Consider the following 25,176-nt stretch of genomic DNA (forward strand, 5'->3'; position numbering starts at 1 on the left):
CCCTCACGGACCGCAAGACCCGGCCACCTGGTCATGAAGCGGGCATTTCGGCAGCACCGACGTCCTTTGTGGACGGTCGGCGGACGTGGGCTGCGCAGCTTATTAATAAGTCCCTGGCCTTGGGGGTCCGGGGTGGTGTGGGGAGTGCTGCGGGTGGCGCGCTGGATGCGGCGCTGCGGCGGGTAGTGCGCTGGAATGCCGGGCGGCGGATCTGCGCTGGTGGGCAGGTAGCGAGTCGGGCTGGGCGTGGTGTGCCGGGAGTGATGCGTGGCGGGGCCTGGAGTGGCGGGCCGGTGGTGCGCTGGAGCCTCGTGCGCAGGCGAACTCCGAGCGCGGCGGGTGCGCGGTGCGGTCTCACGTGACGGCCGGATAGCGCGGGGCGGAGTGCTGCGCAGCGGGCAGTGGGCGAGTCGCGCATCGGAGTGTTGCGCGAAGTCGGAGCGCGGCGGCGGGTGGTGCACCGGAGGGCTGCGTGCCAGGTCTCCGTCCACAGTCTGCAGATCGACGGCATGCGGCGGGTGGACGATCTGCACGCCGGGGCAAGCGAGTGCGTGCGCAGGCGGTCCCGGAGCGGCGCGCAGCGCATTCCGGAGTGTGTGCGCGCTCGGTCGTGGAGCAGCGGCGAAGGCATGGCATCGGGCCACGAAGGCGGTGACCTCTGCGGTTCGCCCAGCACAGCCGAACCTGGCTAGATCGCCGCGCACGCCGTTTCCGCGGAGCACCTCGAACCGCCGCTGGAACTGCTCCTCGGCATCATTCACCCCATTGCCCGCATCCGGAAAATTGTCCTCAGCTGTGCCTCGCCAGCCTGACCCGAGCGGCCTTGATGCGTCCTCCGCAGGTCAGCGGCCAGATTCTCCTTGCCATTTCCCCTAGTGAGAAATTCGCTCGTGCTCCCGCTCCCGGGCGGTATGGTTTCGTGGGCACTTGTTCGGGGAGGCTGGCGAATGGACGCAGCACCGGCCGGGAGTGCGGACCTGCCGCGAAGAGGCGGGGTCGGCTCGTATCGCGGATCCGAACCGGGCGTTCCGCTGATCGGCCGGGACGCCGAATTCGCTGTGCTGGCAGGGGCGATCGCCGCCGCGGGCCGGGGAAAAGGGGGCGCGGCCCTGGTGTGCGGGCAGCCGGGGATCGGCAAGTCCCGGCTGGCCGCGGAGGCGATCGGGGCGGCGCGCGGCAAGGGATTCGCGATTGTCGAGGGGCGCGCGGACCCGTTGTTGTCGGGCCTTTCGTACGCGCCGATCGTCCAGGCTTTCCGCGGCCATCTGAGTGAATCCGCCGGATTTTCTCCGGAGCTCGGTAATCTCGGCGCATTGTTCCCCGATCTGCGTCCGGTTTCGCCCGAATCCGGGGATCCCGGACTGCAGCGCACCCGGATGTGCGAAGCGGTGCTCGCGGCGACCCGGCAGCTCACTGTCCGCGGCCCGGTGCTGCTCGTCGTCGACGACCTGCATTGCGCTGATCGGGGGACCGTCGAACTGCTGCACTATCTCGGGCGCAACGCGGAGGAACTCCCGCTGCTCGTGATCGGGTGTTTCCGCTCGGGCGTCGACAACGAGGCGCTCGACGCGATGGCGGACGCGACCCGGCGGCATCAGGCGGGAAGGCTGCTCGAACTCGCGCCGCTCACCGACCAGGCGGTGCGCGATCTGGTGCAGCACGTCCTCGGCACTCCGCCGCCACTCGCGTTGCTGCGCGCGGTCACGGCGCGGGCGTCCGGGTTTCCGTTGTTCGTCGTCGCGCTGACCCGGCATCTTGTCGCCAGCCGGATGTGCGGGCCGCTGCCCGAGGTGATCCGGGACATCGTGCGGGAGCAGATCAGCAGGCTCGGCGAGGTGGACCGGCGGCTGCTGGAGGTGGTCGCGGTCGCCGGGACGCACGGGCGGCCGGAGGTGCTCGCCGACGTCTCCGGGATGAGCTTGTCCGCACTGCACGCGGCGTTGCGGCGGTTGGTCGGGCGTCGGCTGGTCACTGAACACCAGTCCGAGGTCGAGCCGCATTATCAAGTGGCGCACCCGCTTTACGCCGAGGCGGTTTATCACGAACTTCTGCTCGGCGAGCGGAGGGCGCTGCACGCGGCGATCGGAGCGGCGCTGCACCGCGCGGACCGGACCGTCGCGGCGGCGCCGCACTACGCGGCCGGCGGCAACAGCGTTCCGGTGGACCGGGCGATCGAGGCGTTCAGCGCGGCGGGGACTCGGGCGCTGACCGTCGGGGACTTGGACGAAGCTGCCGAGTACCTCGCGGCCGCATTGCGGCGGGCGCGGGACGCGCGGCCGGACGCGGTGCCTGCGTTGCTTGTCGACTTAGCGAGATTGCAGCAGGGGCGTGGCCGGTTGGACGAGGCCGCCGAGCTGTTGCAGGACGCGGTCGCGCTCAGCGAGCGGCGCGGGCAGGACACTGAGCGCCGGCGGGCGTGGCGGCATTTGCAGGCGTTGCTCGAAGTCGAGCGCGGGAATCTTCCGGCGGCGGTCGGGCTGGCCAGGGCCAGCGGCCGACGTCCGGACACGGATCCGCCGACCCGGTTGCTGGTCCATTGGATCATCGCGCTGCGGCACGGCGATTTTCCGGAACTGGCGGTGATTTCGCGGGAACTCGTCGCGCTTCCGTCCACAAGCGACACTCCGGGGGCGCATTCGGTCGCGCATCTCGGGGCCGGTGCGCTCGCGGCGTTGGCGGGTGATGTCGAGACGGCGGTCGTTGAGCTGCGCAGTGCGCTGGAGCTTGCGCTTCGCTGCGGTGACGAAGGTCCGCGGCTCGCGTTCGCTCCGCGGATGATGCTCAACGGGTTGTCGACGCTGCGCGGTGATCTCGTCACGGCGATCCGGGTCGCGGACGTCAGCAGTACTCCGGCGGTGCGGCAATGGCTGCCGTCCGCCACGTGCTATCTGCAGACGATGCTCGCGACCACGCGGTACTTCTCCGGCGATCTCCGGACCGCACTGTCTGAAATGGACAGTGCGGTGGCGGAGGCACGCCGGGTCGGGCAGGACCGGTTGGTGGGGCGAACCCTTGCGGGGCGGGCGTTTGTCCGTGCCGAACGCGGTCACCTGGACGAGGCGGCGGCGGACCTGGCTGATGCGCGCCGCCACTACGACCCTTCGCAGATCGACCTCCTGGACGCGTTCGACCTGGCGGCGACGGCGCTGGCGGTGCGGCGCGGGGTGGCGGCACAAGCCCCGGCGCTGACCGACACGCTGCCGTTCGGCGACACGCAGCTCAACTGTCTTCGGGTGTCCTTCGCCGGGTACGCCGCGGTGCAGCGGGGAGATCTGGCGGAGGCTGACCGCGTGGTCGGCCTGCTTCGCGGGGCGGGCAGCAACGCTCCGGTCCTGCACGCGCTGGCCGACCGTCAGCAGGGATTCGCCGAGGCGGCCCGGGGGAACGCGACGGAGGCAGTCGACCGGCTGCGCGGTTCGGCGACCGCGCTTCGCGGGTTCGGGATGAATCTCCTTGCCGCGCAAGCGGAATTGGAGCTGGCGGAACTGCTGGAACCGCCGGAAGCGGAGGTGGTGGCGTCCTCGGCGACGGCAGCGTTCACCGCGGCGGGCAGCGCGCCCTGGCCGGAGCGGATCGTGAAGCAGGGGCATTCGGTTCCGGCGCAGCGGTCCGGGCCGCTCACTCGGCGGGAGTCGGAGATCACCGTGCTCGTCGGGAAGGGACTGTCGAACGCGGACATCGCCTCCGCGCTGTTCCTCAGCGAGCGGACGGTGGAGACGCATTTGCGCAACGTCTACCGCAAGCTCGGGCTCAAATCCCGGGTGCGGCTGGCGCAGTGGGTTCGCGACCGGCGCGCTCGCTGACCGACGACAGTGCCGCGGAAAAGGAATATGCCGAATTGACCGGCTGTCGCTGGGAAAACGGTGACGTCGCGGTGACGGGTCTCGATCACGCTGCCCGGGTGGTCCAGTGATCGGGAGGGTCCTCGATGGAGCAACGCGTCCAGGTGCCCGCGCCGGCTGAACCCGGACCTGAGCCCGTGCGCGGACGGAATCCTCTCGAACCGGACATCCGGCACTTCATGGAGCAGCGCTTCGGCCAGGACTTCAGCCAGGTGCGCGTGTACTCGGACCGGACGGCGGCCGATTCGGCGGCCTGGCTGGGTGCGAAGGCGTACACGGTGGGCGAGCGGATCGTGTTCGGTACTGGGGAATACCGACCCGAGACGACGCCGGGCAAGCGATCCCTCGCGCACGAACTGGCGCACGTCGTCCAGCAGCGTCGTGGCGGTGGACCGGCGACAGGGCATCAGCTCGAACGGTCAGCGGACGTGGCGGCGGACGCGGCAGTCAGCGGCGGGCCGGTAACGGTGGCCGGGGCCAGTGCGCCCGGCGTCGCCCGGCAGGCTGAGCCGGACGCCCGGGTGGTGGTCACGAATCTTCGCGGCAACCGGATCTTCGGGGCCGCGCGGGTGGTCGCCTCGGTGCTGTCCGCGCCGCTGCGGTTGCTGGGGTGGGCGATCACCGGTGCCGCGATCGGGATGCGCGCTTCCGGCAATGCCGGTGCCGGATTCGGGGCGGGCGCGGGGCAGGACACGATGGTCTTCGTCAACATCGAGTCCGGAGAAGTGACCACTGACGTCATCGGCTACGGCGAACTCGGGGTCGGCGTGACCGCGGGAGCCAGCGAAGCGATCGTCGTGGCGTTCCGGCTCGGTCCGGCTGGCCGGGCGGGCAATGTGTCCGGGGCGTATACGGGCGGGAGCGTCAACGTCGCGGCGAAGCTGCTCGCTGGGGTGGGATTTTCGGTCAGTACCGGGCTTTTCTCGGGGGAGGAAGGCTGGGTGGCGGCCGCGTTCAGTCTCGGGGCCGAGGCTGGCGCGCGAGCGTCGGGCAGTTACGGCGTGAGCGTGACGGACACGGTCGCACCCGCGGTCGCCGCGTGGACTCAGCGAGTCGCGACCGGACTGGCGTCGGGGGTGCAGACGGCGGGCGCGGTCGCACAGGGCGTCAGCAGTGTGGTGGCGCAGATGTTCGGCAGTGTGATCGGCATTTTCGACTCGGCCAACTGGGATCTCACCGGGTACACGCCAGCGGAGCAGCAGGCGTGGCGCGAGTTCGGCGGATACCTAGCGCGGGTCATCACCAGCACCACCCTCGACCGGTTTCTCGCCGGGGAAGCTCAGGGAGTGCCGGTGTCGCAGCGGATCGCGTCGATCGGCGACGTGGGGGTGTTCATCCGGGTTTCCGAGGCGATCAACGCGCGGTACCGCCGAATGGCTGGCGCCGCGCTGCGGGCGGGTGACGAGATCTGGCCCGCCAACGCGTTCAACCAGCGCACGTATCTTCAGTTCCTTTCCTTCCTGCGCGACCAGCGACTGCTGGCCGGGGCCGGTCCGGGAGGGTCGTTCGCGCCGGTGCGGGAACGACCGTGAGCGAAGTTACGTGGTAGCACGGATGGCGCGGCGGCGGCACGGTCACGATCATCGGAGTTCGACCGGCAGTGCTCCCGGGGGACGCTGCCGAGGATCGAGGGGGTGTCGGTTCGGATGGTCGGTTCGCGGACAGAAACGGTGGACTACGAATCGGGAGAGGGAACTGGAACGGCGTCGGTGCTTGTCGTGCAGACGTTGCCGGCCTTCGCGGTGGACGGCGCGGCTGACGCGCGTCCGCTTTCCCGTGCGGCTCAACGGTTAGTGACTTACCTGGCGCTTCGAGACCGTCCCGTGCGGCGGGCCGAAGTGGCGCACGCGTTGTGGGCGGACTCGTCGGAGGAACACGGTGCGGCGAGTCTCCGCACTACGTTGTGGCGGATCGGCCGGGTGCATCGGGATCTGGTGCAGGCGACGGCCGAGCGGCTGTCGCTCTCGGACACCGCGGCCGTCGACGTGCAAGCCGCGTCTAGTCTGGCGCGTTCGCTCGCGTCGGCCGGTGCGGAGCTGCCCGACGACAGCGAACCGGTGATCGGCTTGCTGTCGACCGATTTGCTGCCGGACTGGTACGACGACTGGTTGTTCGTCTTCCGTGAACGGTGGCGGCAGCTTCGCTTGCACGCGCTGGAATGCCTGGCGGGACGGCTCGGCGAAGCGGGCCGGTTCTCCGAGGCGATCGATGCCGCGCTGACGGCGGTCGACGCTGAGCCGTTGCGGGAAAGCGCGCATCGCTGTTTGATCCGCGTTCATCTTCTCGAGGGGAATCGCGGCGAGGCGGTGCGGGCTTATCGCGCGCTGGCGGAATTGCTGCACACCGAACTCGGCGTGCGGCCCAGTCCTGGGGTGCGGGCTCTGCTCGCCTGAACCGGGTGACGGTGCCTTTGCCGTCCTCACGGACGCGCGGAAACGGTCATGCGAGCCTTGGCCGGTGCCTCGCCGACCTTGACGTCCTTTGTGGATCGTCGGCGGGCTGAGGCCGCCCGGTGCGAGTCCCTGGCATCGGGTGACGGTGCGGTGACGGGGAACCGTTGTACTGCACCGTATGGCAGGTGCGGACCCGGAGCGAATCGCGCTGCACGTCCTTCGGGCGTGGTGCACGTCCGAAGGACAGTTGCGGGTCCGCATCACGACCACCGCGGACGTGCGCACCGACGCGACGACGTCGGAGGTTCTCACGACCCGCGAACAGGTTCTCGCGTCGGTGGACCGCTGGCTGAGCCGGATCGGCGCGCGGGACGGCGACGTGACGCCGCGGTGACGGAACCAGTGCACGCTCACGACCACGGCCGAGAAAGCCGCGGAGGGAGACGGCCATGCCCATCACGCCCACCTTTCCGGGTGTCTACATCGACGAACTGCCGAGCGCGGTTCGGACCATCACCGGGGTGCCCACCTCGGTCGCGGCTTTCGTCGGCACCGCACCGCGCGGCGTCACGAACGTGGCGGTGCACATCACGAGCTGGGAGGACTACGAACAGCAATTCGGCGGCCTCGACCCGGCGAGCGACCTCAGCTACGCGGTCTGGCAGTTCTACCAGAACGGCGGCAGCGAGGCCGAAATCGTGCGGGTGTTCGGCACCGCGGCGCCGACCACTCCACCGGCCGGTACGGGCCAGCCCGCTGCCGAGGACGCCACGCCGCCGGCCGCGGCCGCACGAGCGAAGATCGTCCTGCCGGCGGGACCGACGCTGAACGCGGCCGGAGAAGGGGCCTGGGCCAACGGCACGCTGCTGGCGCGGGTCGACTACAGCACCGCCAAGGACGACCTCAACCAGCTGTACAACCTGACTGTGCACGATCGGACCAGCAAGGTCACCGAGCAATACCTCAACGTCAGCATCGACAAGAACTCCCCGCGCGCGTTGAAGAACGTGATCGCGGCCTCGGGACTGATCGGGTCGGTGGAGAACACCGATCAGCGGCCGACTGCGCACAGCTCCGCCGGGCTGGAAGAGGGACAGGATCCGTTCCAGGACACCACGAAGAAAGACGTCTGGTACACCGCAGCGGGCCAGGGCGCCGACGGACCGACGCCGAGGCCCGAGGACTTCCTCGGCGACCCCGGACAGCAGACCGGCATCTATGCCTTGCTCAAGACCGACATCTTCAACATGCTCTGCCTGCCCGGGGCTCCGGGTCTGATCGGCGGCCCCGCGCAAATCCTTGCCAAGGCGCTCAAGTTGTGCGTCGACCGGCGGGCGATGCTGATCGTGGACCCGGATCCGAACTGGAAGACGACGACCGCGGTCTCCGGTGCGGTGAAGGACTTCAACTTCGTCCTCAATGACGACAACGCCCGCAACGCGGCGCTGTACTTCCCGCGCGTCAAACAGCCGGATCCCAAGCAGGAGAACAGGGTTCGCGAATTCCCTCCGTGCGGGATGATCGCGGGAACGTGGGCGCGCACGGATGTCCAGCGGGGTGTCTGGAAGGCTCCAGCAGGCACCGAGGCGACGTTGAGCGGCATCAGCGGCCTCACGGTCCAACTGTCCGATCTGCAGAACGGCGTGCTCAATCCGCTCGGCGTCAACTGCTTGCGTGGAATGCCTTCGGTGGGGAACGTGATCTGGGGCGCGCGTACTCAACGCGGCGCGGACGTGCTCGCGAACCAGTGGAAATACCTGCCGGTGCGGCGATTGGCGCTCTTCATCGAGGAAAGCCTGTTCCGCGGCACGCAGTGGGTGGTGTTCGAGCCGAACGACGAACCGTTGTGGTCGTCGATCCGGCTGAACGTCGGCGCGTTCATGAACAATCTGTTCCGGCAAGGCGCCTTCCAAGGGCGTACGCCGAAGGACGCCTATCTCGTGAAATGCGACGCGACGAACAATCCGCAGAACGACATCGACCGCGGCATCGTCAACATCCTGGTCGGGTTCGCCCCGTTGAAGCCCGCCGAGTTCGTGCTCATCCACATCCAGCAGCTCGCCGGCCAGATCCAGGTGTAGCAGGAGGCAGACGTCATGTCCGAAAGCAAGACGAGACGGCGCGACCCGTACAAGAACTTCCGGTTCCGGGTGAAGTTCGCCGGCGGCGACTATCTGCTCGGGGTCAGCAAGGTCACCGGGTTCAAACGGAGCACCGAGGTGATCAAGCACCGCTCCGGCGGCGATCCGGCGACCAGTGCGAAGCTTCCCGGGCGCACCGAATACGACGCGATCACCCTCGAACGCGGCGTCACCGCGGACAAGGTGTTCGCGCAGTGGGCGAACCGGGTGTGGAGTTTCGCCAACTCCGGGCAGGGGCTGGAGACCTCGCTCAAGGACTTCCGCCGCGACCTCATCGTCGACGTCTTCGACGAGGGCGGCCAGAAAGTCCTGTCCTATCAGGTCTTCAACTGCTGGGTCTCGGAATGGCAGCCGGTGTCCGATTTGGACTCCAACGCCAACGCGGTCGCCGTGCAGCACATCAAGGTCGAGAACGAGGGGTGGGTCGCCGAGGAGGTTTCGGAGCCGCAGGAGACGTCCTTCGAAGACCCGGCGTGATGTTCACCGAGGCGAGCCTCCTGGACGTCTGGGAGGCGGCGCACGGGCTGGGCGCGCTGCGGCGGGCGCTCGCGCTGGCGGTGGCGGGCGGTGCGGAACCGGCCGAGGTCGGCGATCTCGCGGTGGGCCGGCGGGACGAGTTCCTGCTGGCCCTGCGGGAACGGTGCTTCGGGACCGCGTTTCCGTGCCTGGTGAGTTGTCCTTCGTGCGGCGAGGAGCTTGAGCTGGAACTGTCGAGCCGGGATCTGCGTCCGTCGCAAGTGGACGCTTGCGCGGTCGTGGCTGTCGACGGGTACGAGGTCGAGTTCCGTGCGGTGACGAGCCGGGATCTGCTGGAAGTCCACAGTAGACGGACTCTGCTCGAACGGTGTGTGGTGACCGCGCGGTTGGGCGACCAGGAGGTGGAGCGATCCGAGTTGCCGGACGCGGTGCTCGGCGCGCTCCCGGACGCGTTGGCCGCGGGGGATCCGCAGGCGGACGTCCGGATCGACCTGGACTGCGCGGTGTGCGGTCACCGGTGGGCGTCTCCGTTCGACATCGCGGTTTATCTGTGGACGGAACTGGAAGCTTGCGCGCGGCGGTTGTTGTACGACGTGCACGCGCTGGCGCTCGCCTACGGCTGGTCGGAGGCGGAGGTGCTCGCGGTGAGTCCTGGACGGCGCCGACGGTATCTGGAACTCGCGGGGACGATGGCATGAACGATTTCGTGGACCGGTTGCTCGGCCGGATCGACGCGCCGCCGATCCGGCCGCTCGTGCCGACGTTGTTCGAACCCGCCAGTCCGGTCGGGGCGGAACCCGGATTGCCGATGGGCACGTTCACCGAATCGGCCCGGAAGCCGGTGGTCGCCAAGGAAACCGAACGTGTCCGTGAGGTTCCAGGTCTGGGGCAGGTTATCCGGGAGACCCTGGCAACGCTTCCGGGGCCGGTCGAGCGCGTCCGCGAGTCCGAGGTGTTCCACACGGAGCGAGTCGAAGGCGGCCGCGAAACCCGGGTGCTACGACCGGAATCAGTCGAGCGAGTCCGCGAGGTTCCCAAGCCGGGGGAGCCGGGCACTGTGGTCCGAGAAAGCGTTGTCGAGTCACGGACGCACACCGAGCACGCGACCGTATCGAGCTCGGAGCGGGTCGCTGAATCGTTGCGGGAGCGCGAAGTGCGAACGGAACACCTGCAGCGAGAGACGACGGTACCGCAGCCAGCCACCGCAGCGGAGCCAGAAACCGCCCCGGCATCGCCAGAACCGATCCGGGTCGCCCCAGTACGGACGGTCGAACCGGTCCGGGCGCACCCAGTCACGCGTCCACGGCCGGAACCTGGACCGCAGCCGCAACAACAACTGCGGCAGCCCCTGGTGATCCGGCGACAGAAGGCACCGGCTCAACCGGACGTGCACATCAGCATCGGCCGGGTCGAGGTCACCGCCCGTCCGGCGCCGGCAGCGGCGCCGAAACCGCGGCAGGAACGGAAACCGTTGCTGAGCCTCGACGACTACCTCCGGGAGCGGGGATGAGTGACGCCAACGCGATCGAGGCGGTGACCGAGGCGCTGGTCCAACTGGTGCTCGAAGGCGCGCGCGAGGTCGAGAGCGGAGCGAAGGTCGAAGCGCGGCCGCCGCACGAGACGCCGGGGCCGAGCGGCGATCCGCAGCTGAACCTGTTCCTCTACCAAATCGGCATCGACGAGTCGCTGCGCAACGAGGATCCCGTAGGGCTGCGGCCCGGGGAGCACGGCGATCCGCAGCTGCCGCTCGTTCTGCACTATTTGCTCACCGCGTATGTGCCGGGCGGTGCGGACACCATCGCCCACCGGATGCTCGGCGGTGCGCTGCGGACGTTGCACGAGCATCCGCACCTCAGTCGCGTGCGGCTCCGGCAAGTGCAGTCGCCCAGCAACGTATCGGAACAGTCCGAGCTGATCCGGCTGACCTGGCAGTCCTTCGCGGAGAAGGACATCTACTCGCTGTGGTCGGCGTTCCAGACCAGTTATCGGCTCACTGTCGCGTTCGAGGCCGGGCCGGTGCTCATCGACAGCCGCCGCCCGCCGCGCACGGCGGTGCCGGTGCTGCGCCGGGGCGCGCTGGACCGGGGGCCGGAAGCGGCGGCCAGCGTCGAATCGCCGTACCCGCAGCTCACCGCCGCGGTACCGGTCGCGGTCGGTCCCGACGGTCTCGAGCACGAGCAGGCGTCGGTGAAGCTCGGCGGTCGCGTCGTGCTGCGGGGTGCGAATCTCGATCAGGCGAACGAGGTCCGGTTGTCGCATCCGCTGCTGGCCGGGCCGGTCTCGATTCCGGTCGTACCGGGGAGCGCGGCCGAGGTCCGGTTCGAGCTGACCGGGCCGCCGCAGGCGTTTCCGGCCGGGCTGTGGTCGGTGGCGGCGGTGTCCGGCACGACGGCGACGAACGAGGTTTCGCTCGCGGTCGCGCCCGAGATCACCAGCGGGATGCCGATGACTGTGCAGCGCGACGGGACCGCTGCGGTGGTCCGGCTGGCTTGCCGCCCTCCGGTGCGGACCGGGCAGCCGGTGCTGCTGGTGCTCGGGTCGCGATCGGTGCTGGAGCGGCGTGCAGTCGCGGCTCAGCCGGAAGACCCGGTGACCGGTGCGGACCTGACCTTCGACGTGCCGGACGCGCCGGTGGGCACCCATCTCGCGCGCCTCCGGATCGGCGGGGTGGACAGCTTGCTGGTCGACCGCACCGGGCCGAAGCCGGTGTTCGACGCCACCCAGACGGTGACGATCTCATGACCTGGGAAGCGGCGAACGGACGCTTCCTCGCCGCGTCGCTGGAGTGGCTGCGGGAGGTGCTGCGGCATCCCGGCGAAGAGGTCCCGACCGCCGCTGTCGAGGAAGCCGAGGCGATCAACCCGCCGCCGGCGTTGACAGTGCTGGCGGCGCGGCTCGGGTTGTCCCGGTTCGAGCGGGACACCTTGCTGTTGTGCGCGGCGGTCGAGCTGGACCCGTCGATCGCCGGGCTTTGCGCCGAGGCGCACGGCAATCCGCACATGGCGTATCCGACGTTCGGGCTGGCTCTTCGCGTGCTGCCCGATCCGGCGTGGGAAGCCGTGTCGCCACAAGGCGGTCTGCGGTATTGGCAGCTCATCGAGGGTGTTTCCGGGCAGGGCGTGGTGTCCGCACCGCTGCGGGCGGCCGAGCGCGCGGTCAACTATCTGAAGGGGCTCAACAGTCTCGACGACCGGCTGAGTCCGCTGGTCACGCCACTGGCCCGCACGGAGTTGTCGGCTTCGCAGCAACGGGTTGCCGAGGAAGTGGCCAGTCAGTGGGCGCTCGCCGGTCCGGTTCAGCTCACCGGTGCCGACGAGGCCGCGAAACGACAGATCACCGCACACGCCGCGGAGATCTCCGGACTCGCCGCGTATCGACTTGAGGCTGCCGCGTTGCCCGCGCAGCCGGTGGAGCTGGACCTCCTTGCCCGGAGCTGGCAGCGCGAGGCCGCGTTGCTGCCGCTGGCGTTGTACCTCGAAGACGAGGGTGGCGCCCGGTTTCTCGACCGGATCACCGGACCGGCGGTGTTGGCGGTGCGGGAAGGCGGGCCGGGACTCCGGTCGATCGAGGTCGGCCCGCCGACGCCGGCGGAACGGGCGCTGGCGTGGCGGGAAGCGCTGGGGAGCGATCAGCCGGTGATCGACGCGCTGGCCGCGCAGTTCGCGCTCGACCTGCCGGGCATCGCGGCGGTGGCCGCGGTCGCCGGGGCCGATCCGGAGAAGGTGTGGCAGGAATGCCGCGTCCGCACCCGGCCGCGGCTGGACGGACGCGCGCAGCGGCTCGAATCGACGGCGAGCTGGGACGATCTCGTGCTGCCGGAGCAGTCCCGCCGGTTGCTCGGCGAGATCGCCGACCAGGTGGGGCAGCGCACGCGGGTGCACGAGACGTGGGGCTTCGGTGAGCGCGGCCTGGGCTTGAGCGTGCTGTTCACCGGGCCGAGCGGAACGGGCAAGACGATGGCGGCCGAGGTGCTCGCGAACCGGCTGGCGCTGGATCTTTACCGGATCGATCTGTCCACAGTGGTCAGCAAGTACATCGGGGAGACCGAGAAGAACCTGCGGAAGCTCTTCGACGCGGCCGAGGGCGCGATCCTGTTCTTCGACGAGGCGGAATCGCTGTTCGGCAAACGCGGCGAGGTCCGCGACGCGCACGACCGGTACGCCACCATCGAGGTCGACTACCTGCTGCAGCGGATGGAAGCCCACCGCGGCCTCGCGATCCTGGCGACCAACATGCGCTCGGCGCTGGACACCGCGTTCATGCGCCGCCTGCGGTTCGTGGTCGAGTTCGCCTTTCCCGGCCCGGTTGAGCGGAAGACCATGTGGCAGAAGGCGTTCCCGACCCGTGCGCCGTGCGAGGGTCTCGACTTCGGCCGGTTGGCGCAGCTGCAGACGAGCGGTGCGATGATCCGCACCATCGCGCTCAACGCGGCTTTCCTCGCCGCGGCGGCCGGGTCGTCGATCACGATGGAGACTGTGCTGGCTGCCGCGCGCACCGAGTTCCGGAAGCTCGAGCTTCCCGTGCCGGAACGGGATTTCCGGCGGTGATCGAGGTCCGGATCGATCGGCTGGTGCTGACTGGGTTGGCTGAGGAGCCTGGTCAGCTTCGCGAGGCCGTGCAAGCCGAGCTGACGCGTCAGATGGTGGCTGCCGCGCCGCGCCGGGGTTGGCGGGAAGCACAGCGGCGGGTCGTGGTGGCGAAGCTGGCGGAGGGCACGCTCGCGGAGGCGATCGCACGGTCGATTCACCACGGCATCCGCCAGGTGGCCGATTGAGCGGTGACGCCTCGGTGACGGGGTCCCGCCACGCTTGGGGGCAAGGCGTTCCGCCGTTCGCTGGGGAGGACTACGACGATGACCACCTTTCCGCAGAGCCTGAATCCCGTCCGGGGCGGGTTCGTGCTGGTGGATCCGGACAGCGGGCGGGCGTCGAAGACGATTCCGTTCCAGTACAACCCGGACACGCTCACCCGGACCCTGCAGGTGCAGGGCATCGGCGGCGAACCGGGCGACCGGCTGGAAGCGTTGCGGCTCAAGGGGCCTTCGCACGAGTCGTACCGATTCGAGGCCGAGTTCGACGCCACCGCGGCACCCGACAAGTTCCCCGACGGATTGTTTCCGGTGCTGTGCGCGCTGGAGAAAAGCCTTTCGCCGACGTACGCCCAGCTGCAGAACGAAGACCAACTGGCCGGGCAAGGACAGCTTGAAATCGTGCCAGTAGAGGCACCGCTGACGGTGCTTGTGCTGGGGCCTAAACGCGTGCTGCCGGTGCGCATCACCGACTTCAGCGTCGCCGAGGAAGCCTTCGACGCCGCGCTCAATCCGATCCGGGCCAAGGTCAGCATCACCGTCCGGGTGCTCACTGTGGACGACCTCGGCTACCCGCGTCCCGGCGATCCGGGAGCGCGCGCCAAGGGCGGAACGCTGTACCTGACGTATCTCCAGCAGAAAGAACGCTTCGCGGACGCCGTCAACAACCCGGTGACCGACGTCGGCGTGCCGACCGTCTAGGAGGTGCTTGATGTTCTCCGCGACCAGTCGTTACTACAGTCTGCCCACCGCGGTCTGCGACCTTCCGGACGGTCGTTCGGTCCGCTTCGTCCAGCGGCGGTTGCTGCCACCGCCCGAGCAGCTCGCGCAGATCGGCGAGCGCGTGGTCAAACCCCGCGACCGGCTCGATCGCATCGCGGGCGAGGTGTTCGGCGACGCCGAGCAGTACTGGCGGATCGCCGACGCGAACCGGGCGATGGACCCGGACGCGCTGACCGCGGAGCCGGGCCGCCGGCTGCGGATCACGCTGCCGCCCGGGATTCCGGCGGGAGGGACCGGTGGGTAAGAGCTTTCAGCTGCAGTTGATGATCGGCCGCGTCCTCGCCGCGCCGGTGCCCCGTGAGCTGATCGATGCGTTGCAGTCCGTACAGGTCACCTCGTCCGCGGGCGAGCGCAGCGGGTTCCAGCTGACGTTCGCGGTGAGCCGGAAATCGGTGCTCACCCGGACGTTGCTGCCGTCCGGGCTGCTCGATCCGCCCGCGCGGGTCGTGCTGTCGGCGATCGTCGGCGGTTCGGTGGACGTGCTGATGGACGGCGTGATCACCCGGCACGAGATGAGCCCGGGCACGGGTCCTGGCGAATCGAGGCTCACGGTGACCGGCGAGGACCTCACCGCGCTGATGGACCTGCGGTACGAGAAGGAGACCTTTCCCGGGTTGCCGCTGCACGTGCAGGTGCTGAAGACCCTCGCGAAGTACGCGATGTACGGGATCGTGCCCGCGCCGACGCCGGTGCTGCTGTGGGAACCGGAGCCGCCGCAGGTGAAAATCGACGGCCAGTCCGACACCGATCTCGGCTATCTCCGGGAACTGGCACGGCAGGCGGGGTACGCGTTCTACCTGGTCCCGGGACCGGTTCCGGGCGCGAGCATCGGGTACTGGGGTCCGGAGATCCGGGCCGGGGTCGTGCAGCCCGCGCTCACCGTCGATTCCGGGACCGCGACCAACGTGGAATCCCTGTCGTTCAGTTTCGACGGAATGTCCGGGAAGCAGTACACGATCCGGATCCCCGAGCCGCACACCAAGATCGGGTTCTCCATTCCGGTGCCGGACCTCGCGTTGCTGCGCCCGCCGCTGGCCGCTCGTCCCGCGGTGGCTCTGCAGGAGCGGCCGTTGCCGGACCTGGACGGCCGGTCCACGACGGAGATCTTGTTGCGCGGCCTCAGCAAAACCGCGAAGGCCGCCGACGCGGTGACCGGACAGGGAAAGCTCGACGTGCTCCGGTACGGCCACGTGCTCAAGGCCCGCGCGCTGGTCGGCGTGCGTGGCGCGGGGCTCGCGTACGACGGTCTCTATTACGTCAACCGAGTCACCCACGAGATCAAACGCGGCGAGTACAAGCAGAGTTTCGGACTGGCCAGGGACGGTTTCGTCCCCTTCTCCCAGCAGGTGAGCGCATGACCGAAGAAACGCGGTTCGACGGCACCTACCAGGGCGAGGTGGTGTCCAATGTAGACCCGCTCGGACTGGATCGGCTGCTCGTGCGGGTCGGCGAAGTACTGGGCGACAACGCCATCTGGGCACGGGCGAGCACCGCGACGCCGGGCATGAACGTGGTGCCGCTGATCGGTTCCGGGGTGTGGGTCGAGTTCCAGGGCGGAGACATCGGCCGCGCGATCTGGACCGGGTTCCGGCGCGACGTGGCCGAGGAAGGGCCGCCGATCGCGTCGAGCATCCTGCCCGGCGTGCCGCAGGTCGTCATCGGGACGCCGCTGACCCCGTTCGGCGTCCCGCCGCAGAACTACCTGCTGATCACCCAGCAACCCGGTCCGACCGGCGGCATCCAGCTGCAGATCCTGGGGCCGTCCGGGCCGTACATCAAGCTCAACGAGACCGGGATCGAACTGTCCTGCGGCCCCGGTCTGGCCTCGATCCGGCTGGCCGGGACCTCGGTCATCGTCAACAACGGCACCTTCGTCGTTCCGAACTAGGAGGTGCGGACATGCCGGGCTTCTTGCTCCACAGCGGAATGACGATGACCTGCCCGCACGGCGGCGCGGTGACGGCGATCCCGGCCGGGCCGCCCGCGGCGCTGGTGAACGGAATGCCGGTGCTCACCACGAAAGACCAGCTGATCGTCGCCGGGTGCACGTTGACTCCGCCCTGTGCGACGGTGCAGTGGACGAACATCTCGTCCCTGCTGGGCGGCGGAACGCCGGTGCTCACGCAACTGCTTCCGGCTGGCCAAGGCGGAGGTACCTGCCTCGGCTCTCTTTCCCCTGGGCCGCCGATAGTGCTTGCCATGCAACAGTTCGTCACGGGGAGGTGACCACTGTGGACATCGACTTCCCGTTTCATTTCGACCAGCGCGGCAGGGTCGCGGAAACCGGCTACGCGAACCACGTGCTCGACCTGATCGAGCAACTGCTCTTCACGACGCCGGGGGAGCGCGTGATGCGCCCGGACTTCGGCTGCGGACTGCTGGACCTGGTGTTCGAGCCGAACAGCCCGGAGCTGGCGGCGGCGGTGCAAGCGTCGGCGGAAGGCGCGTTGCATCGCTGGCTCGGCGACCTGATCACCGTGCAGCACCTGGAGGTCACCGCTGAGGAAAGCACCTTGCGTATCGAGATCGGCTACATCCTCCTCGCGACCGGCGAACGGCGCGAGGACGTCATCACCGGGAGGGCGGCATGATCGGCTGTGCGGACGAACGCCGCCGGGCGGACGTGCGCGTCGCGGGCGGCAACGGGATCGACTCGGTGGGCGTGAGCGACGACGGTCGTTCGCTCACGGTGGGATTCTTCGGCAAGGCACCGGAAGATCTGGTACCGGCCAACTTCCGGATCGACGGCGGACGGCGGGTTACCGGGATCGCGGTCGTCGCGGTCGAACTGTGGGCGAGCGACGATCCGGACCTGGCTGACGCGGTGCGGCTGACGGTCGACCGGGCCGGAGACCTGTCGAGCTACCGATTGTCCATTGTGGAGTCAGGGCCGATCGGCAAACCAGGAACAAGGCCTTACCCGGGCTTCGATCCGCGATACTCCTCTGTGGACTTCACGTTCGGCAGCTGCGGCGACGTGGACTGCGCGCCGGTCGAGGAAAGCGCGCCACCGGTAGAAGCAGCGGTCGAGATCGACTACCTCAGCAAGGATTACGCCAGCTTCCGGCAACTGCTGCTGGACCGGTTGAAGCTGACGATGCCGTCCTGGACCGAACGGCACGTCCCCGACGTCGGCATCATGCTCACGGAACTGCTCGCCTACGAGGGCGATCGGCTGAGCTACCAGCAAGACGCCGTGGCGACGGAGGCGTATCTGGACACCGCGCGGCTGCGGGTTTCCGTGCGGCGGCACGCCCGGCTGGTCGACTACCCGATGCACGACGGATGTTCCGCGCGGGCTTGGGTGTGTATCGAGGCGGACGAGGAGGTCCCGCTCCCGAAGGGAACTTTCCGGTTCAGCACGCTGCCCGGTATCTCCTTGAAGGAAAGCGATCTCCGCGGTGCGCCGGAGGTTTTCGAGCCGGTCCACGACGAAGAGGTCCGGCTGATCCCCGCGCGCAACCGGATCAGCCTGTGGACGTGGGGCGATCAGGACTGCTGCCTGCCCGCCGGGGCGACTTCGGCGACCCTGGTGGACAGTGACCGGGCGTTGGGTCTCGCAGCGGGCGACGTGCTGCTTTTCGAGGAACTGATCGGCGTGCCGTCCGGTCTCGCGGCCGACGCGGACCACACGCACCGGCAGGCCGTCCGGCTGACGTCGGTCATCGAGACCGAAGACAAGCTGTACCAGCAAAAGCTGCTGGACGTGACCTGGGCCCGCGAAGACGCGCTCACTTTCCCGTTGTGTGTCAACGCTCGTGGCGGACCCGAATGCGTCGAGCTCGAGGTCTGCGTCGCTCGAGGGAACGTGGTGCTGGTCGAGCACGGCCAGCGGATCGACCCGGAGTGCCACTGCGTTCCCGACCCCGCGCCGGACGAGCCGCAGTGTCCGCGCGACTGCGGCTGCGGTTGCGGCGGCGAGACCGAACCCGAACCTGGTTACCCGCCGCTGCCGGTGGTCGTTCAGCCGCAGTTGCGACACCAGCCGGTCACGCAAAGCGTTCCGTTCCCGGATCCCGCCGACATCGCGGCCGCGCAGGCGCGCTGGCTGGCGGGTCTTCCCGGCCGGATCCGCGCGAGGCTGACCAAGCTGTGGCGGAGTGAACTGTCCGAAGAGGACATCAAGTTCGTCACCGTGCTCTTCGGGGCCAAGCTCGTCAAGAAGCTGGACCTCCGCGAGCATCCACGACGCGCGCTGCGGTACCTGCTGGCGTGTTTCGACGACTTGCTGGAAACCAAACTGGAGCGGCTGAAAGACCTCGTCCGCCAGGCTCGCGCGGGATATGTGCTCACCGCGAAGAACGAGGGCTGGGAGATCGGCCAGAGCTGGGGTGCGGACGAAGGCTCGAAGCTCGACGAGCGACGTGAGGCGTTCCGCGGTCCGGCAAGTCTCGCCACCCGGCCGGATCCGCGCGCGGCACTGCCCGCGGTGACGGTCACGGACCGGAACCACGGTATTTGGCTGCCACAGCGGGATTTGCTCGAGAGCGGACCGGCGGACCGGCACTTCGTCGGCGAGGTCACCGACACCGGCGCGACCGTGCTGCGGTTCGGCGACGGCCGCAATGGCGCGAAGTTTCCGTTGAGCGGGGAGCTCACCGCAGCCCTGCGGGTAGGGACCGGACTGGCCGGGAACGTCGGCCGTGAAGCGATCAGCAGCATCATCTTCGACCGTACGGACGTGCCCGGCATCCGCAGCGTGCGGAATCCGTTGCCTGCCGTCGGCGGGGTCGACCCGGAGCCGGTGTCCGAGGTACGGCTGCGCGCTCCGCAGGAGGTCCGTCGTCGTCTGCTGCGTGCCATCACGGCGGACGACTACGCGACGCTGGCCGGTGCCTCGCCGAGCGTGCAGCGGGCCGCGGGCGACCTGAGATGGACAGGCAGCTGGTACGAGGCACAGGTCGCGATCGATCCGCTCGGCACGGAGGTCGCGCCGACCTGGCTGCTCGACGAAACCCGCGCCGGACTTTACCGGTACCGCCGGATCGGCCACGACCTTTCGGTCTTCACCGCGACCCTCGTCCCGCTCGACCTCACGGTGCACGTCGAGGTGCTGCCTGACCACATCGCCGGACACGTGCGCACAGCCCTGCGGCGGGCGCTCGGCGCGTTCTTCCAACCGGACCGCCTCACCTTCGGCACCCCGATCCGGGTCGGCCAGATCGTCGCGACCGCGGCCGCGGTACCCGGGGTCCGGCACGCCGAGGTGACCCGGCTGGAGCGGCTGTTCGGCCCGCCCGGCACCGCACTCGCCACCGGCGTCCTCCCCATCGGACCGCTCGAAGTGGCGCAACTGGACGACGACCCGAGCCGGCCCGAGAACGGGCAGCTCACCCTCGACCTGGCAGGCGGACGATGAACTGCGCGCGCACCGGCCCGACCACCCCGGCCACGACCTACCAGCGCCCCGGCCTGCCCGCGCTGTCCCGGCGGGTCGGCACCTACGCGCGGTTCCGCCAGTCGATGCTGGCCCGGCTGGCGAGCCGGGCGGCGCTGGTCCCGCTCACCACACGGGACCCGGACGACCCGGCGATCGCGCTGCTCGACTGCTGGGCCGTCGTCGGCGACGTGCTGACCTTCTACCAGGAGCGGATCGCCAACGAGGGCTACCTGCGGACCGCCACCGAACCCGAATCGCTCAACCACCTCGGCACTCTCGTCGGCTACACGCCGCGGCCCGCGCTGGCGGCGACCACCTTCCTCGCGTACACGCTGGATCCCGGCGCACGGACGGTCATTCCGGCGGGCACCGCCGCGAAGAGCGTGCCCGCGCAGAACCAGCTGCCGCAGACCTTCGAGACCACGGCGGAACTCCAGGCGCGCGAGGAGTGGAACGCGCTCCAAGTCGCTACTGCCGACCCGGTGGACGTCACCGCCGATACGGCCCCGGCCATCGACCAGATCGGGATCCAAGGCACCACCGCGGCGCTCAAACCGGGGGACCGGTTGCTGCTCCTGTTTGGCATGTTCCCGCCGGTGACCCGCGTGGTCGCCGAAGCGACGGCGGACTTCCCGGCCAACCGGACGACCGCGAAGCTGGTCACCACGGGCCTCGACGACCTGAACCAGGCGATCGCCCACCTCCTCGAGGTGATCGGCACCGCGCTGGGGCGAAAGCCCGCGCCGTCGGACTGGATCAACGACACGGTAACCGTGTTGAACAACACCCAGACCTATCTGGCCAGTCTCGGCACCTCGGCCACGGTGACCCGGGTCCTCGCTCGCACGGCCTACCAGGTGAGCACCGAACTGGCGGAGGAGGCCGCGCTCGCCCGGGCGCACGCGAGCTGCGCGATCCAGGACTGGTTCCGCGATTCCGTCGGGCCGGTTTCGGACGCGACGGACGCGTTGCTGACGCTCTGTACCGCCGCGTTGCGCGAAAGCGATCCGGAACTGCACTACCTGAACAACTTCGCCAGGGCACTGTTCTGCTCACCGCCGGGATACCGCTTCGACGGCAGCGGCAGCGGATGTGGCTGCGGCTCCGGCACCGACTGCGACCGGGCGGCGGCATTGGCCGGGCTCACCCCGGTGCTGCCGTGGCTGCGGCGCGAGCCGTCCCGGCCGCCGCGCAAGGCGGTCGATCTTCCGTCCACAGTGGACCAGCTGTTCCACGCCGGTTCCGACGTGCACCCGAAGTTGCTCATCGAGGCGGACCCCCGGCTGGGACCGAACCTGCACCACGCGTGGGCAAACGAGCAGATCGCGAAGCCGCCGGCGCTGTCCGGTCTCCATGTGCTGCGGACCAGGGCGGTCGCGATTGCTCGCCCGGCTGGTGAGCAGGCGGATCCGGCGGGCACCACGAAGGTGTGGCTGGACGCGGTGTACGACGGCATCGCCGGCGGCAGCTGGGTCGTGCTCGAATCGCCGGACGGCAATCGGTCCGCCGCGCAAGTGACGTTGGTGGAGCTGGCCAGCGTCGACGTCACCGTTCCGGGAAAGTCCGAGCCGATCGGGAAAAAGCAGGTCACCAAGATCACGGTGAACCAGGTCGTTTCGCCGGTTCCGGGGGCGGGCACGGTCGTGTGGGCTCGCGGCGAAACGCTCACCGCGGTCGGCGACCCGATCACCAAGGACGTCGGAGGCGCCGAGATCGAACTGTCGCGGGTCTACGACGGGCTGCGGCCGGGCCGGTGGCTGGTCGTGTCCGGAGAACGCACCGACGTGCCGCACACCAGCGGGATCCAGGCCGCCGAGGTGACGATGGTCGCCGGGATCCGGCAGCGGGTCGAGCCGACCCGCCACGGCAGCCGGGTCCGCACGTTCCTGTCGCTGGCCACGGAGTTGTCCTACCGGTACCGCCGGGACACCGTGACCCTCCACGGCAACGTCGTGGAGGCGGACCAGGGCGAGACCCGCACCGAGGTGCTCGGCAGCGGCGATCCGGGCGTCGCGAATCAGGTTTTCCAGCTGCGCCAGGCCAATGCGGGCAACCCGCTCACGTTCCGGCCGTCCGCGAACGCTTCCGGCGCGGAGAGCACGCTCACCGCTCGCGTGGCCGGCGTGCGCTGGCACGAAACCGAGGGGCTGGTGTGGTCCGGGCCGACGAGCCACGACTACGAGGTCTCCGTCGGCGCGGGCGGTACCCGGACGCTTCGGTTCGGCGACGGTGTCCACGGCGCGCGCATTCCCGCAGGGGTGGAGAACGTGACGGCGGTTTACCGGATCGGCGCGGGCCACGACGGGAATGTCGCGGCCGGGCAGATCAGCCAGGCCACCGGACGGCCGCCGGGCGTGCGCGCGGTGACCAATCCCTTGGCGTCGGGCGGGGGAGCGGACGGCGACGGACCGGCGGACGCCCGGGCATCGATCCCGCTGCGGATGCTCGCACTCGACCGGCTGGTATCGATCCGCGACTACGAGGACTTCACGCGGGCGCGAGCCGGGATCGGGAAAGCCAAGGCAGTCAAGCTGTCTGACGGCGGACGGCGGGTCGTGCACGTGACGGTCGCGGCGACCGGGGACGCGCGGATCGACTCGTCCTCCGGTTCGGTGGTTGCGTTGGAAGCGGCGTTGGCGAGCTTCGGCGATCGCGGCGTCGAGGTGCGGGTCGCAGTGCGCGAACGGGTGCTGCTCGTGCTGCACGCCGGGATCAAGGTGCTGCCGGACTACTCGTGGGAGCTGGTGGAACCGGTCGTGCGCGCCGCGTTGCTCGACAGGTTTTCCTTTGCCCGCAGGGAACTTGGCGAACCCGCGTTCCTGAGCGAGGCCTTCGCCGCGATCCAGGCCGTGCCGGGGGTCGACTACGGCGCGATCACCGTGTTCGACGGCATCGGCGGCGACGTCACGCCGATCGAGCTGGCGACGGTCGCGGACCGGCTCACCGAGGCGAAGCCGTGCGTCGGGGCGTCCGGGGCGCGGTTCGAGGAGGTTTTCGACGAGGTGGGCTACGTGAACTCGTTCGGCGAGGACACGTTGACGACGATCGCGCTCCGGCACGGGCTGACGGTGGACGAACTGGTCCGGCTGAACCCGGGGGTGGAGTCGACGAGGCTGGAGTGGGGGCAGAAGTTGACCGTGTACCGCGGAATCCGGCCCGCGCGGCTCGCCGTGCTTCCGGCGGGAGTGCCGGAGGCGCTGATGTTGGTGAGGATCCCATGACTCGCAATCCGGACCGGCTCTACGACCTGATGCCGTCGGTCTACCGGCGGCGCGACGAGGAGAACGCGGGGCCGCTCAAGGCGTTGCTCGGCGTGATCACCGAACAGGCCGACCTGATCGGCGCCGACCTGGACGCGCAGTACGCGGACTGGTTCATCGAGACCTGCCAGGACTGGGTCGCGCCTTACCTCGGCGACCTCGTCGGGTACCAGATCCTGCCCGACGCCGACGAAACGCTCGCGACGGGTTCGGCGGCGGCCCGGCGGCTGTTGTCCGCTCTCGCGCCTCGTCGCGATGTCGCGCACACCGTCGGCAATCGGCGGCGCAAAGGCACGTCGGCGTTGCTGGAACAGCTCGCCGCGGACGTCGCGGAGTGGCCCGCGCGGGCGGTCGAATTCCGACAGCTGCTGGCGGTTTCGCAAGCCGTTCGGCTGCACGGCCGAGACCCGCGAGCGGACCGGCGAAGGCTGACCAGAGGACAACTGACGGACCTGCACGGAGCCGACGCGCTCGACCGGCTCGACGGACCGTTCGACGAGCTGGCGCATTCGATCGACGTCCGGCGGATCACCTCGCACCGGGGGACCGGCCGGTTCGGCATCCCGGAGATCGGCCTGTACGTGTGGCGGCTGAAGCCGTATTCGATCACGCGCGGACCCGCGTATTGCGAGGACCGGGCGCGGACCCGGTTCACGTTCAGCATCCTCGGCAACGACACTCCACTGATCGTCTCCCCGGTGCGAGAGCCGTCGCCGACCCACATCGCGGACGAGACGAACGTGCCGGTTTTCCTTCGGCGGCAGGCGTTTGCCGAGCGACCGGCGGTCTACTATGGACCCGAGAAGAGCCTGTGCGTCTACCTCAGCGACGGGAAGCCGATCCCGCTCGCCGACATCATTCCGGCGGATCTCTCCGGGTGGCGTTACCGGCCCGCGCACGGGAAGGTAGCGCTCGACCCGGTGCTCGGCCGGATCGCCTTCCCCGCCCGGCAGGCGCCGGAATCCGGGGTGTGGGTCGACTACCACTACGGGTTCTCCGCCGACATCGGCACCGGTGAGTATCCGCGAGCGCCGGAAACGGCGAAGCACGTCTATCGCGTCGGTCCCGGGCATCACGAACTCGTCATGGAAGCCGTCGAGGAGTGGCAGCGGGACAAGGAAACCGACAAGACGGCACGCAAGGCGGTCATCGAATTCACCGACAGCGGGGCGTACCAGGAACAACTCAAGCTGGCGCTCGACCGCGGCGATTGCCTGACCCTGCGGGCGGCGAACGGAATGCGTCCGGTGCTGCGCCTGCTCGACTGGAACAGCAACCGTCCGGACGCGCTGCGGATCATCGGGACCGACCGCGGCGCGAAGGACGATCCGCTGCCCAAGGTCGTCTTCGACGGGCTGCTGATCACCGGGCGCAGCGTGCAGGTGCACGGTCCGGTCGGGCAGTTCTCGTTGCGGCACTGCACTTTGGTGCCCGGGTGGTCGCTCGACGCGCAATGCTGTCCGGAACACGAGGAAGAGGCGAGCGTCGAACTCACTGACACGCCAGCGTGTCTGTGTGTGGAACGCAGCATCCTCGGCACGATCCTCGTCACTGCTGACGAAGTGCATCGCGAACCCAACCAGATCCGGCTCACCGACAGCATTCTTGACGCCGCCGGACCCGGCCTCGCCGCGCTGTGCGGTCCGGACGACGGCTGCGCGCACGCGGTGGTCGACTTCCGCCGGTGCACGGTTTTCGGCTCCGTCTTCGCCCACGCCGCCGGATTGCTCGAAAACTCCATTATGGACGGTCGGGTGCGCATTGCCCGCCGGCAGGACGGCTGCGTGCGGTTCTGCTGGCTGCCGGAGAGTTCGCGCACCCCGCCCCGATTCCATTGCGAGCCGGAGCACTCCGGCGATCCGGTCCGCGTCGTCCCCCAGTTCGCCTCCGTCCGCTACGGCGCCCCGGGTTACGCGCAGCTCGCGCGGTCCGGGCCGGAAGAAATCAGCCGCGGCGCGGAGGACGGTTCGGAAATGGGGGTCTTCCACGACCTGTTCCACCCGCAACGCGAGGACAGTCTCCGGCTGCGGCTCGCCGAGTACACCCCGGCCGGCACGGACGCCGGCATCCTGTTCGCCACTTAGGAGACCGCC

20 protein-coding genes are annotated in these 25,176 nt (G+C 69.4%); all 20 read left to right on the forward strand.

Annotated features, from left to right (window positions below):
* Positions 1–947 precede the first annotated feature (947 nt).
* The 20 genes from ACFORO_RS02615 to ACFORO_RS02710 all read left to right on the forward strand — a co-directional run bounded on the left by ACFORO_RS02615 (position 948) and on the right by ACFORO_RS02710 (position 25,167).
* Positions 948–3,803, forward strand: coding sequence for a helix-turn-helix transcriptional regulator (locus ACFORO_RS02615; protein ID WP_377869319.1), 2,856 nt, complete (start codon positions 948–950; stop codon positions 3,801–3,803).
* A 125-nt stretch (positions 3,804–3,928) separates the two neighbouring features.
* A complete protein-coding gene (locus tag ACFORO_RS02620) occupies positions 3,929–5,374 on the forward strand; it encodes an eCIS core domain-containing protein (protein ID WP_377869320.1) in 1,446 nt (481 codons plus the stop codon).
* 186 nt (positions 5,375–5,560) lie between these two features.
* Positions 5,561–6,235, forward strand: a complete 675-nt coding sequence (locus tag ACFORO_RS02625; RefSeq protein ID WP_377869321.1) for an AfsR/SARP family transcriptional regulator — start codon at positions 5,561–5,563, stop codon at positions 6,233–6,235.
* Positions 6,236–6,413: 178 nt separating this feature from the next.
* Positions 6,414–6,629, forward strand: coding sequence for a hypothetical protein (locus ACFORO_RS02630; RefSeq protein ID WP_354747824.1), 216 nt, complete (start codon positions 6,414–6,416; stop codon positions 6,627–6,629).
* A gap of 55 nt (positions 6,630–6,684) precedes the next feature.
* On the forward strand, positions 6,685–8,316 hold the full coding sequence (locus tag ACFORO_RS02635) for a phage tail sheath family protein (protein WP_377869322.1): 1,632 nt from the start codon (positions 6,685–6,687) through the stop codon (positions 8,314–8,316).
* A 15-nt stretch (positions 8,317–8,331) separates the two neighbouring features.
* On the forward strand, positions 8,332–8,853 hold the full coding sequence (locus ACFORO_RS02640) for a phage tail protein (RefSeq protein WP_354747828.1): 522 nt from the start codon (positions 8,332–8,334) through the stop codon (positions 8,851–8,853).
* A complete protein-coding gene (locus tag ACFORO_RS02645) occupies positions 8,850–9,551 on the forward strand; it encodes a T4 family baseplate hub assembly chaperone (protein WP_377869323.1) in 702 nt (233 codons plus the stop codon). Before ACFORO_RS02640 ends, ACFORO_RS02645 begins: the two co-directional genes overlap by 4 nt.
* A complete protein-coding gene (locus ACFORO_RS02650) occupies positions 9,548–10,363 on the forward strand; it encodes a hypothetical protein (protein WP_377869324.1) in 816 nt (271 codons plus the stop codon). The genes ACFORO_RS02645 and ACFORO_RS02650 overlap by 4 nt, the downstream gene beginning before the upstream one ends.
* The gene (locus tag ACFORO_RS02655; protein WP_377869325.1) at positions 10,360–11,595 is read left to right on the forward strand and encodes a DUF4255 domain-containing protein; all 1,236 of its coding nucleotides are present in this window, start codon (positions 10,360–10,362) and stop codon (positions 11,593–11,595) included. The genes ACFORO_RS02650 and ACFORO_RS02655 overlap by 4 nt, the downstream gene beginning before the upstream one ends.
* Positions 11,592–13,400 carry an ATP-binding protein gene (locus ACFORO_RS02660; RefSeq protein ID WP_377869326.1) on the forward strand — a complete coding sequence of 603 codons (1,809 nt, stop codon included), beginning with the start codon at positions 11,592–11,594 and terminating at the stop codon, positions 13,398–13,400. The genes ACFORO_RS02655 and ACFORO_RS02660 overlap by 4 nt, the downstream gene beginning before the upstream one ends.
* Positions 13,397–13,627: a hypothetical protein gene (locus ACFORO_RS02665; RefSeq protein ID WP_377869327.1), complete on the forward strand. Its 231-nt coding sequence runs from the start codon at positions 13,397–13,399 to the stop codon at positions 13,625–13,627. The genes ACFORO_RS02660 and ACFORO_RS02665 overlap by 4 nt, the downstream gene beginning before the upstream one ends.
* 78 nt (positions 13,628–13,705) lie before the next feature.
* The gene (locus ACFORO_RS02670; protein ID WP_377869328.1) at positions 13,706–14,362 is read left to right on the forward strand and encodes a hypothetical protein; all 657 of its coding nucleotides are present in this window, start codon (positions 13,706–13,708) and stop codon (positions 14,360–14,362) included.
* A gap of 10 nt (positions 14,363–14,372) precedes the next feature.
* Positions 14,373–14,687, forward strand: coding sequence for a LysM peptidoglycan-binding domain-containing protein (locus tag ACFORO_RS02675; RefSeq protein WP_377869329.1), 315 nt, complete (start codon positions 14,373–14,375; stop codon positions 14,685–14,687).
* Positions 14,680–15,801: a hypothetical protein gene (locus ACFORO_RS02680; protein ID WP_377869330.1), complete on the forward strand. Its 1,122-nt coding sequence runs from the start codon at positions 14,680–14,682 to the stop codon at positions 15,799–15,801. Before ACFORO_RS02675 ends, ACFORO_RS02680 begins: the two co-directional genes overlap by 8 nt.
* The gene (locus ACFORO_RS02685) at positions 15,798–16,331 is read left to right on the forward strand and encodes a phage baseplate assembly protein V (protein ID WP_354747845.1); all 534 of its coding nucleotides are present in this window, start codon (positions 15,798–15,800) and stop codon (positions 16,329–16,331) included. The genes ACFORO_RS02680 and ACFORO_RS02685 overlap by 4 nt, the downstream gene beginning before the upstream one ends.
* Positions 16,332–16,342: 11 nt before the next feature.
* Complete coding sequence (locus tag ACFORO_RS02690; RefSeq protein WP_377869331.1) at positions 16,343–16,669, forward strand: hypothetical protein; 327 nt, start codon at positions 16,343–16,345, stop codon at positions 16,667–16,669.
* A 5-nt stretch (positions 16,670–16,674) separates the two neighbouring features.
* Entirely contained in the window at positions 16,675–17,034 is a 360-nt protein-coding gene (locus ACFORO_RS02695; RefSeq protein WP_344268690.1) for a GPW/gp25 family protein, read from the forward strand.
* Positions 17,031–19,802 carry a putative baseplate assembly protein gene (locus ACFORO_RS02700; protein ID WP_377869332.1) on the forward strand — a complete coding sequence of 924 codons (2,772 nt, stop codon included), beginning with the start codon at positions 17,031–17,033 and terminating at the stop codon, positions 19,800–19,802. Before ACFORO_RS02695 ends, ACFORO_RS02700 begins: the two co-directional genes overlap by 4 nt.
* Positions 19,799–23,044, forward strand: a complete 3,246-nt coding sequence (locus ACFORO_RS02705) for a putative baseplate assembly protein (protein ID WP_377869333.1) — start codon at positions 19,799–19,801, stop codon at positions 23,042–23,044. The genes ACFORO_RS02700 and ACFORO_RS02705 overlap by 4 nt, the downstream gene beginning before the upstream one ends.
* Positions 23,041–25,167 carry a hypothetical protein gene (locus tag ACFORO_RS02710; RefSeq protein WP_377869334.1) on the forward strand — a complete coding sequence of 709 codons (2,127 nt, stop codon included), beginning with the start codon at positions 23,041–23,043 and terminating at the stop codon, positions 25,165–25,167. The genes ACFORO_RS02705 and ACFORO_RS02710 overlap by 4 nt, the downstream gene beginning before the upstream one ends.
* The last annotated feature ends 9 nt before the right edge of the window (positions 25,168–25,176 follow it).

The sequence above is a fragment of the Amycolatopsis halotolerans genome, from assembly GCF_042647905.1.
Lineage (GTDB): Bacteria > Actinomycetota > Actinomycetes > Mycobacteriales > Pseudonocardiaceae > Amycolatopsis > Amycolatopsis halotolerans.

Excerpts from the sequence above, each read along its gene's own strand:
- ACFORO_RS02710 (WP_377869334.1), top strand. The coding sequence starts at position 23,041 with ATGACTCGCAATCCGGACCGGCTCTACGACCTGATGCCGTCGGTCTAC.
- ACFORO_RS02660 (WP_377869326.1), top strand. The coding sequence starts at position 11,592 with ATGACCTGGGAAGCGGCGAACGGACGCTTCCTCGCCGCGTCGCTGGAG.
- ACFORO_RS02700 (WP_377869332.1), top strand. The coding sequence starts at position 17,031 with ATGATCGGCTGTGCGGACGAACGCCGCCGGGCGGACGTGCGCGTCGCG.
- ACFORO_RS02615 (WP_377869319.1), top strand. The coding sequence starts at position 948 with ATGGACGCAGCACCGGCCGGGAGTGCGGACCTGCCGCGAAGAGGCGGG.
- ACFORO_RS02670 (WP_377869328.1), top strand. The coding sequence starts at position 13,706 with ATGACCACCTTTCCGCAGAGCCTGAATCCCGTCCGGGGCGGGTTCGTG.
- ACFORO_RS02620 (WP_377869320.1), top strand. The coding sequence starts at position 3,929 with ATGGAGCAACGCGTCCAGGTGCCCGCGCCGGCTGAACCCGGACCTGAG.
- ACFORO_RS02705 (WP_377869333.1), top strand. The coding sequence starts at position 19,799 with ATGAACTGCGCGCGCACCGGCCCGACCACCCCGGCCACGACCTACCAG.
- ACFORO_RS02650 (WP_377869324.1), top strand. The coding sequence starts at position 9,548 with ATGAACGATTTCGTGGACCGGTTGCTCGGCCGGATCGACGCGCCGCCG.
- ACFORO_RS02640 (WP_354747828.1), top strand. The coding sequence starts at position 8,332 with ATGTCCGAAAGCAAGACGAGACGGCGCGACCCGTACAAGAACTTCCGG.
- ACFORO_RS02675 (WP_377869329.1), top strand. The coding sequence starts at position 14,373 with ATGTTCTCCGCGACCAGTCGTTACTACAGTCTGCCCACCGCGGTCTGC.
- ACFORO_RS02685 (WP_354747845.1), top strand. The coding sequence starts at position 15,798 with ATGACCGAAGAAACGCGGTTCGACGGCACCTACCAGGGCGAGGTGGTG.
- ACFORO_RS02690 (WP_377869331.1), top strand. The coding sequence starts at position 16,343 with ATGCCGGGCTTCTTGCTCCACAGCGGAATGACGATGACCTGCCCGCAC.
- ACFORO_RS02655 (WP_377869325.1), top strand. The coding sequence starts at position 10,360 with ATGAGTGACGCCAACGCGATCGAGGCGGTGACCGAGGCGCTGGTCCAA.
- ACFORO_RS02635 (WP_377869322.1), top strand. The coding sequence starts at position 6,685 with ATGCCCATCACGCCCACCTTTCCGGGTGTCTACATCGACGAACTGCCG.
- ACFORO_RS02630 (WP_354747824.1), top strand. The coding sequence starts at position 6,414 with ATGGCAGGTGCGGACCCGGAGCGAATCGCGCTGCACGTCCTTCGGGCG.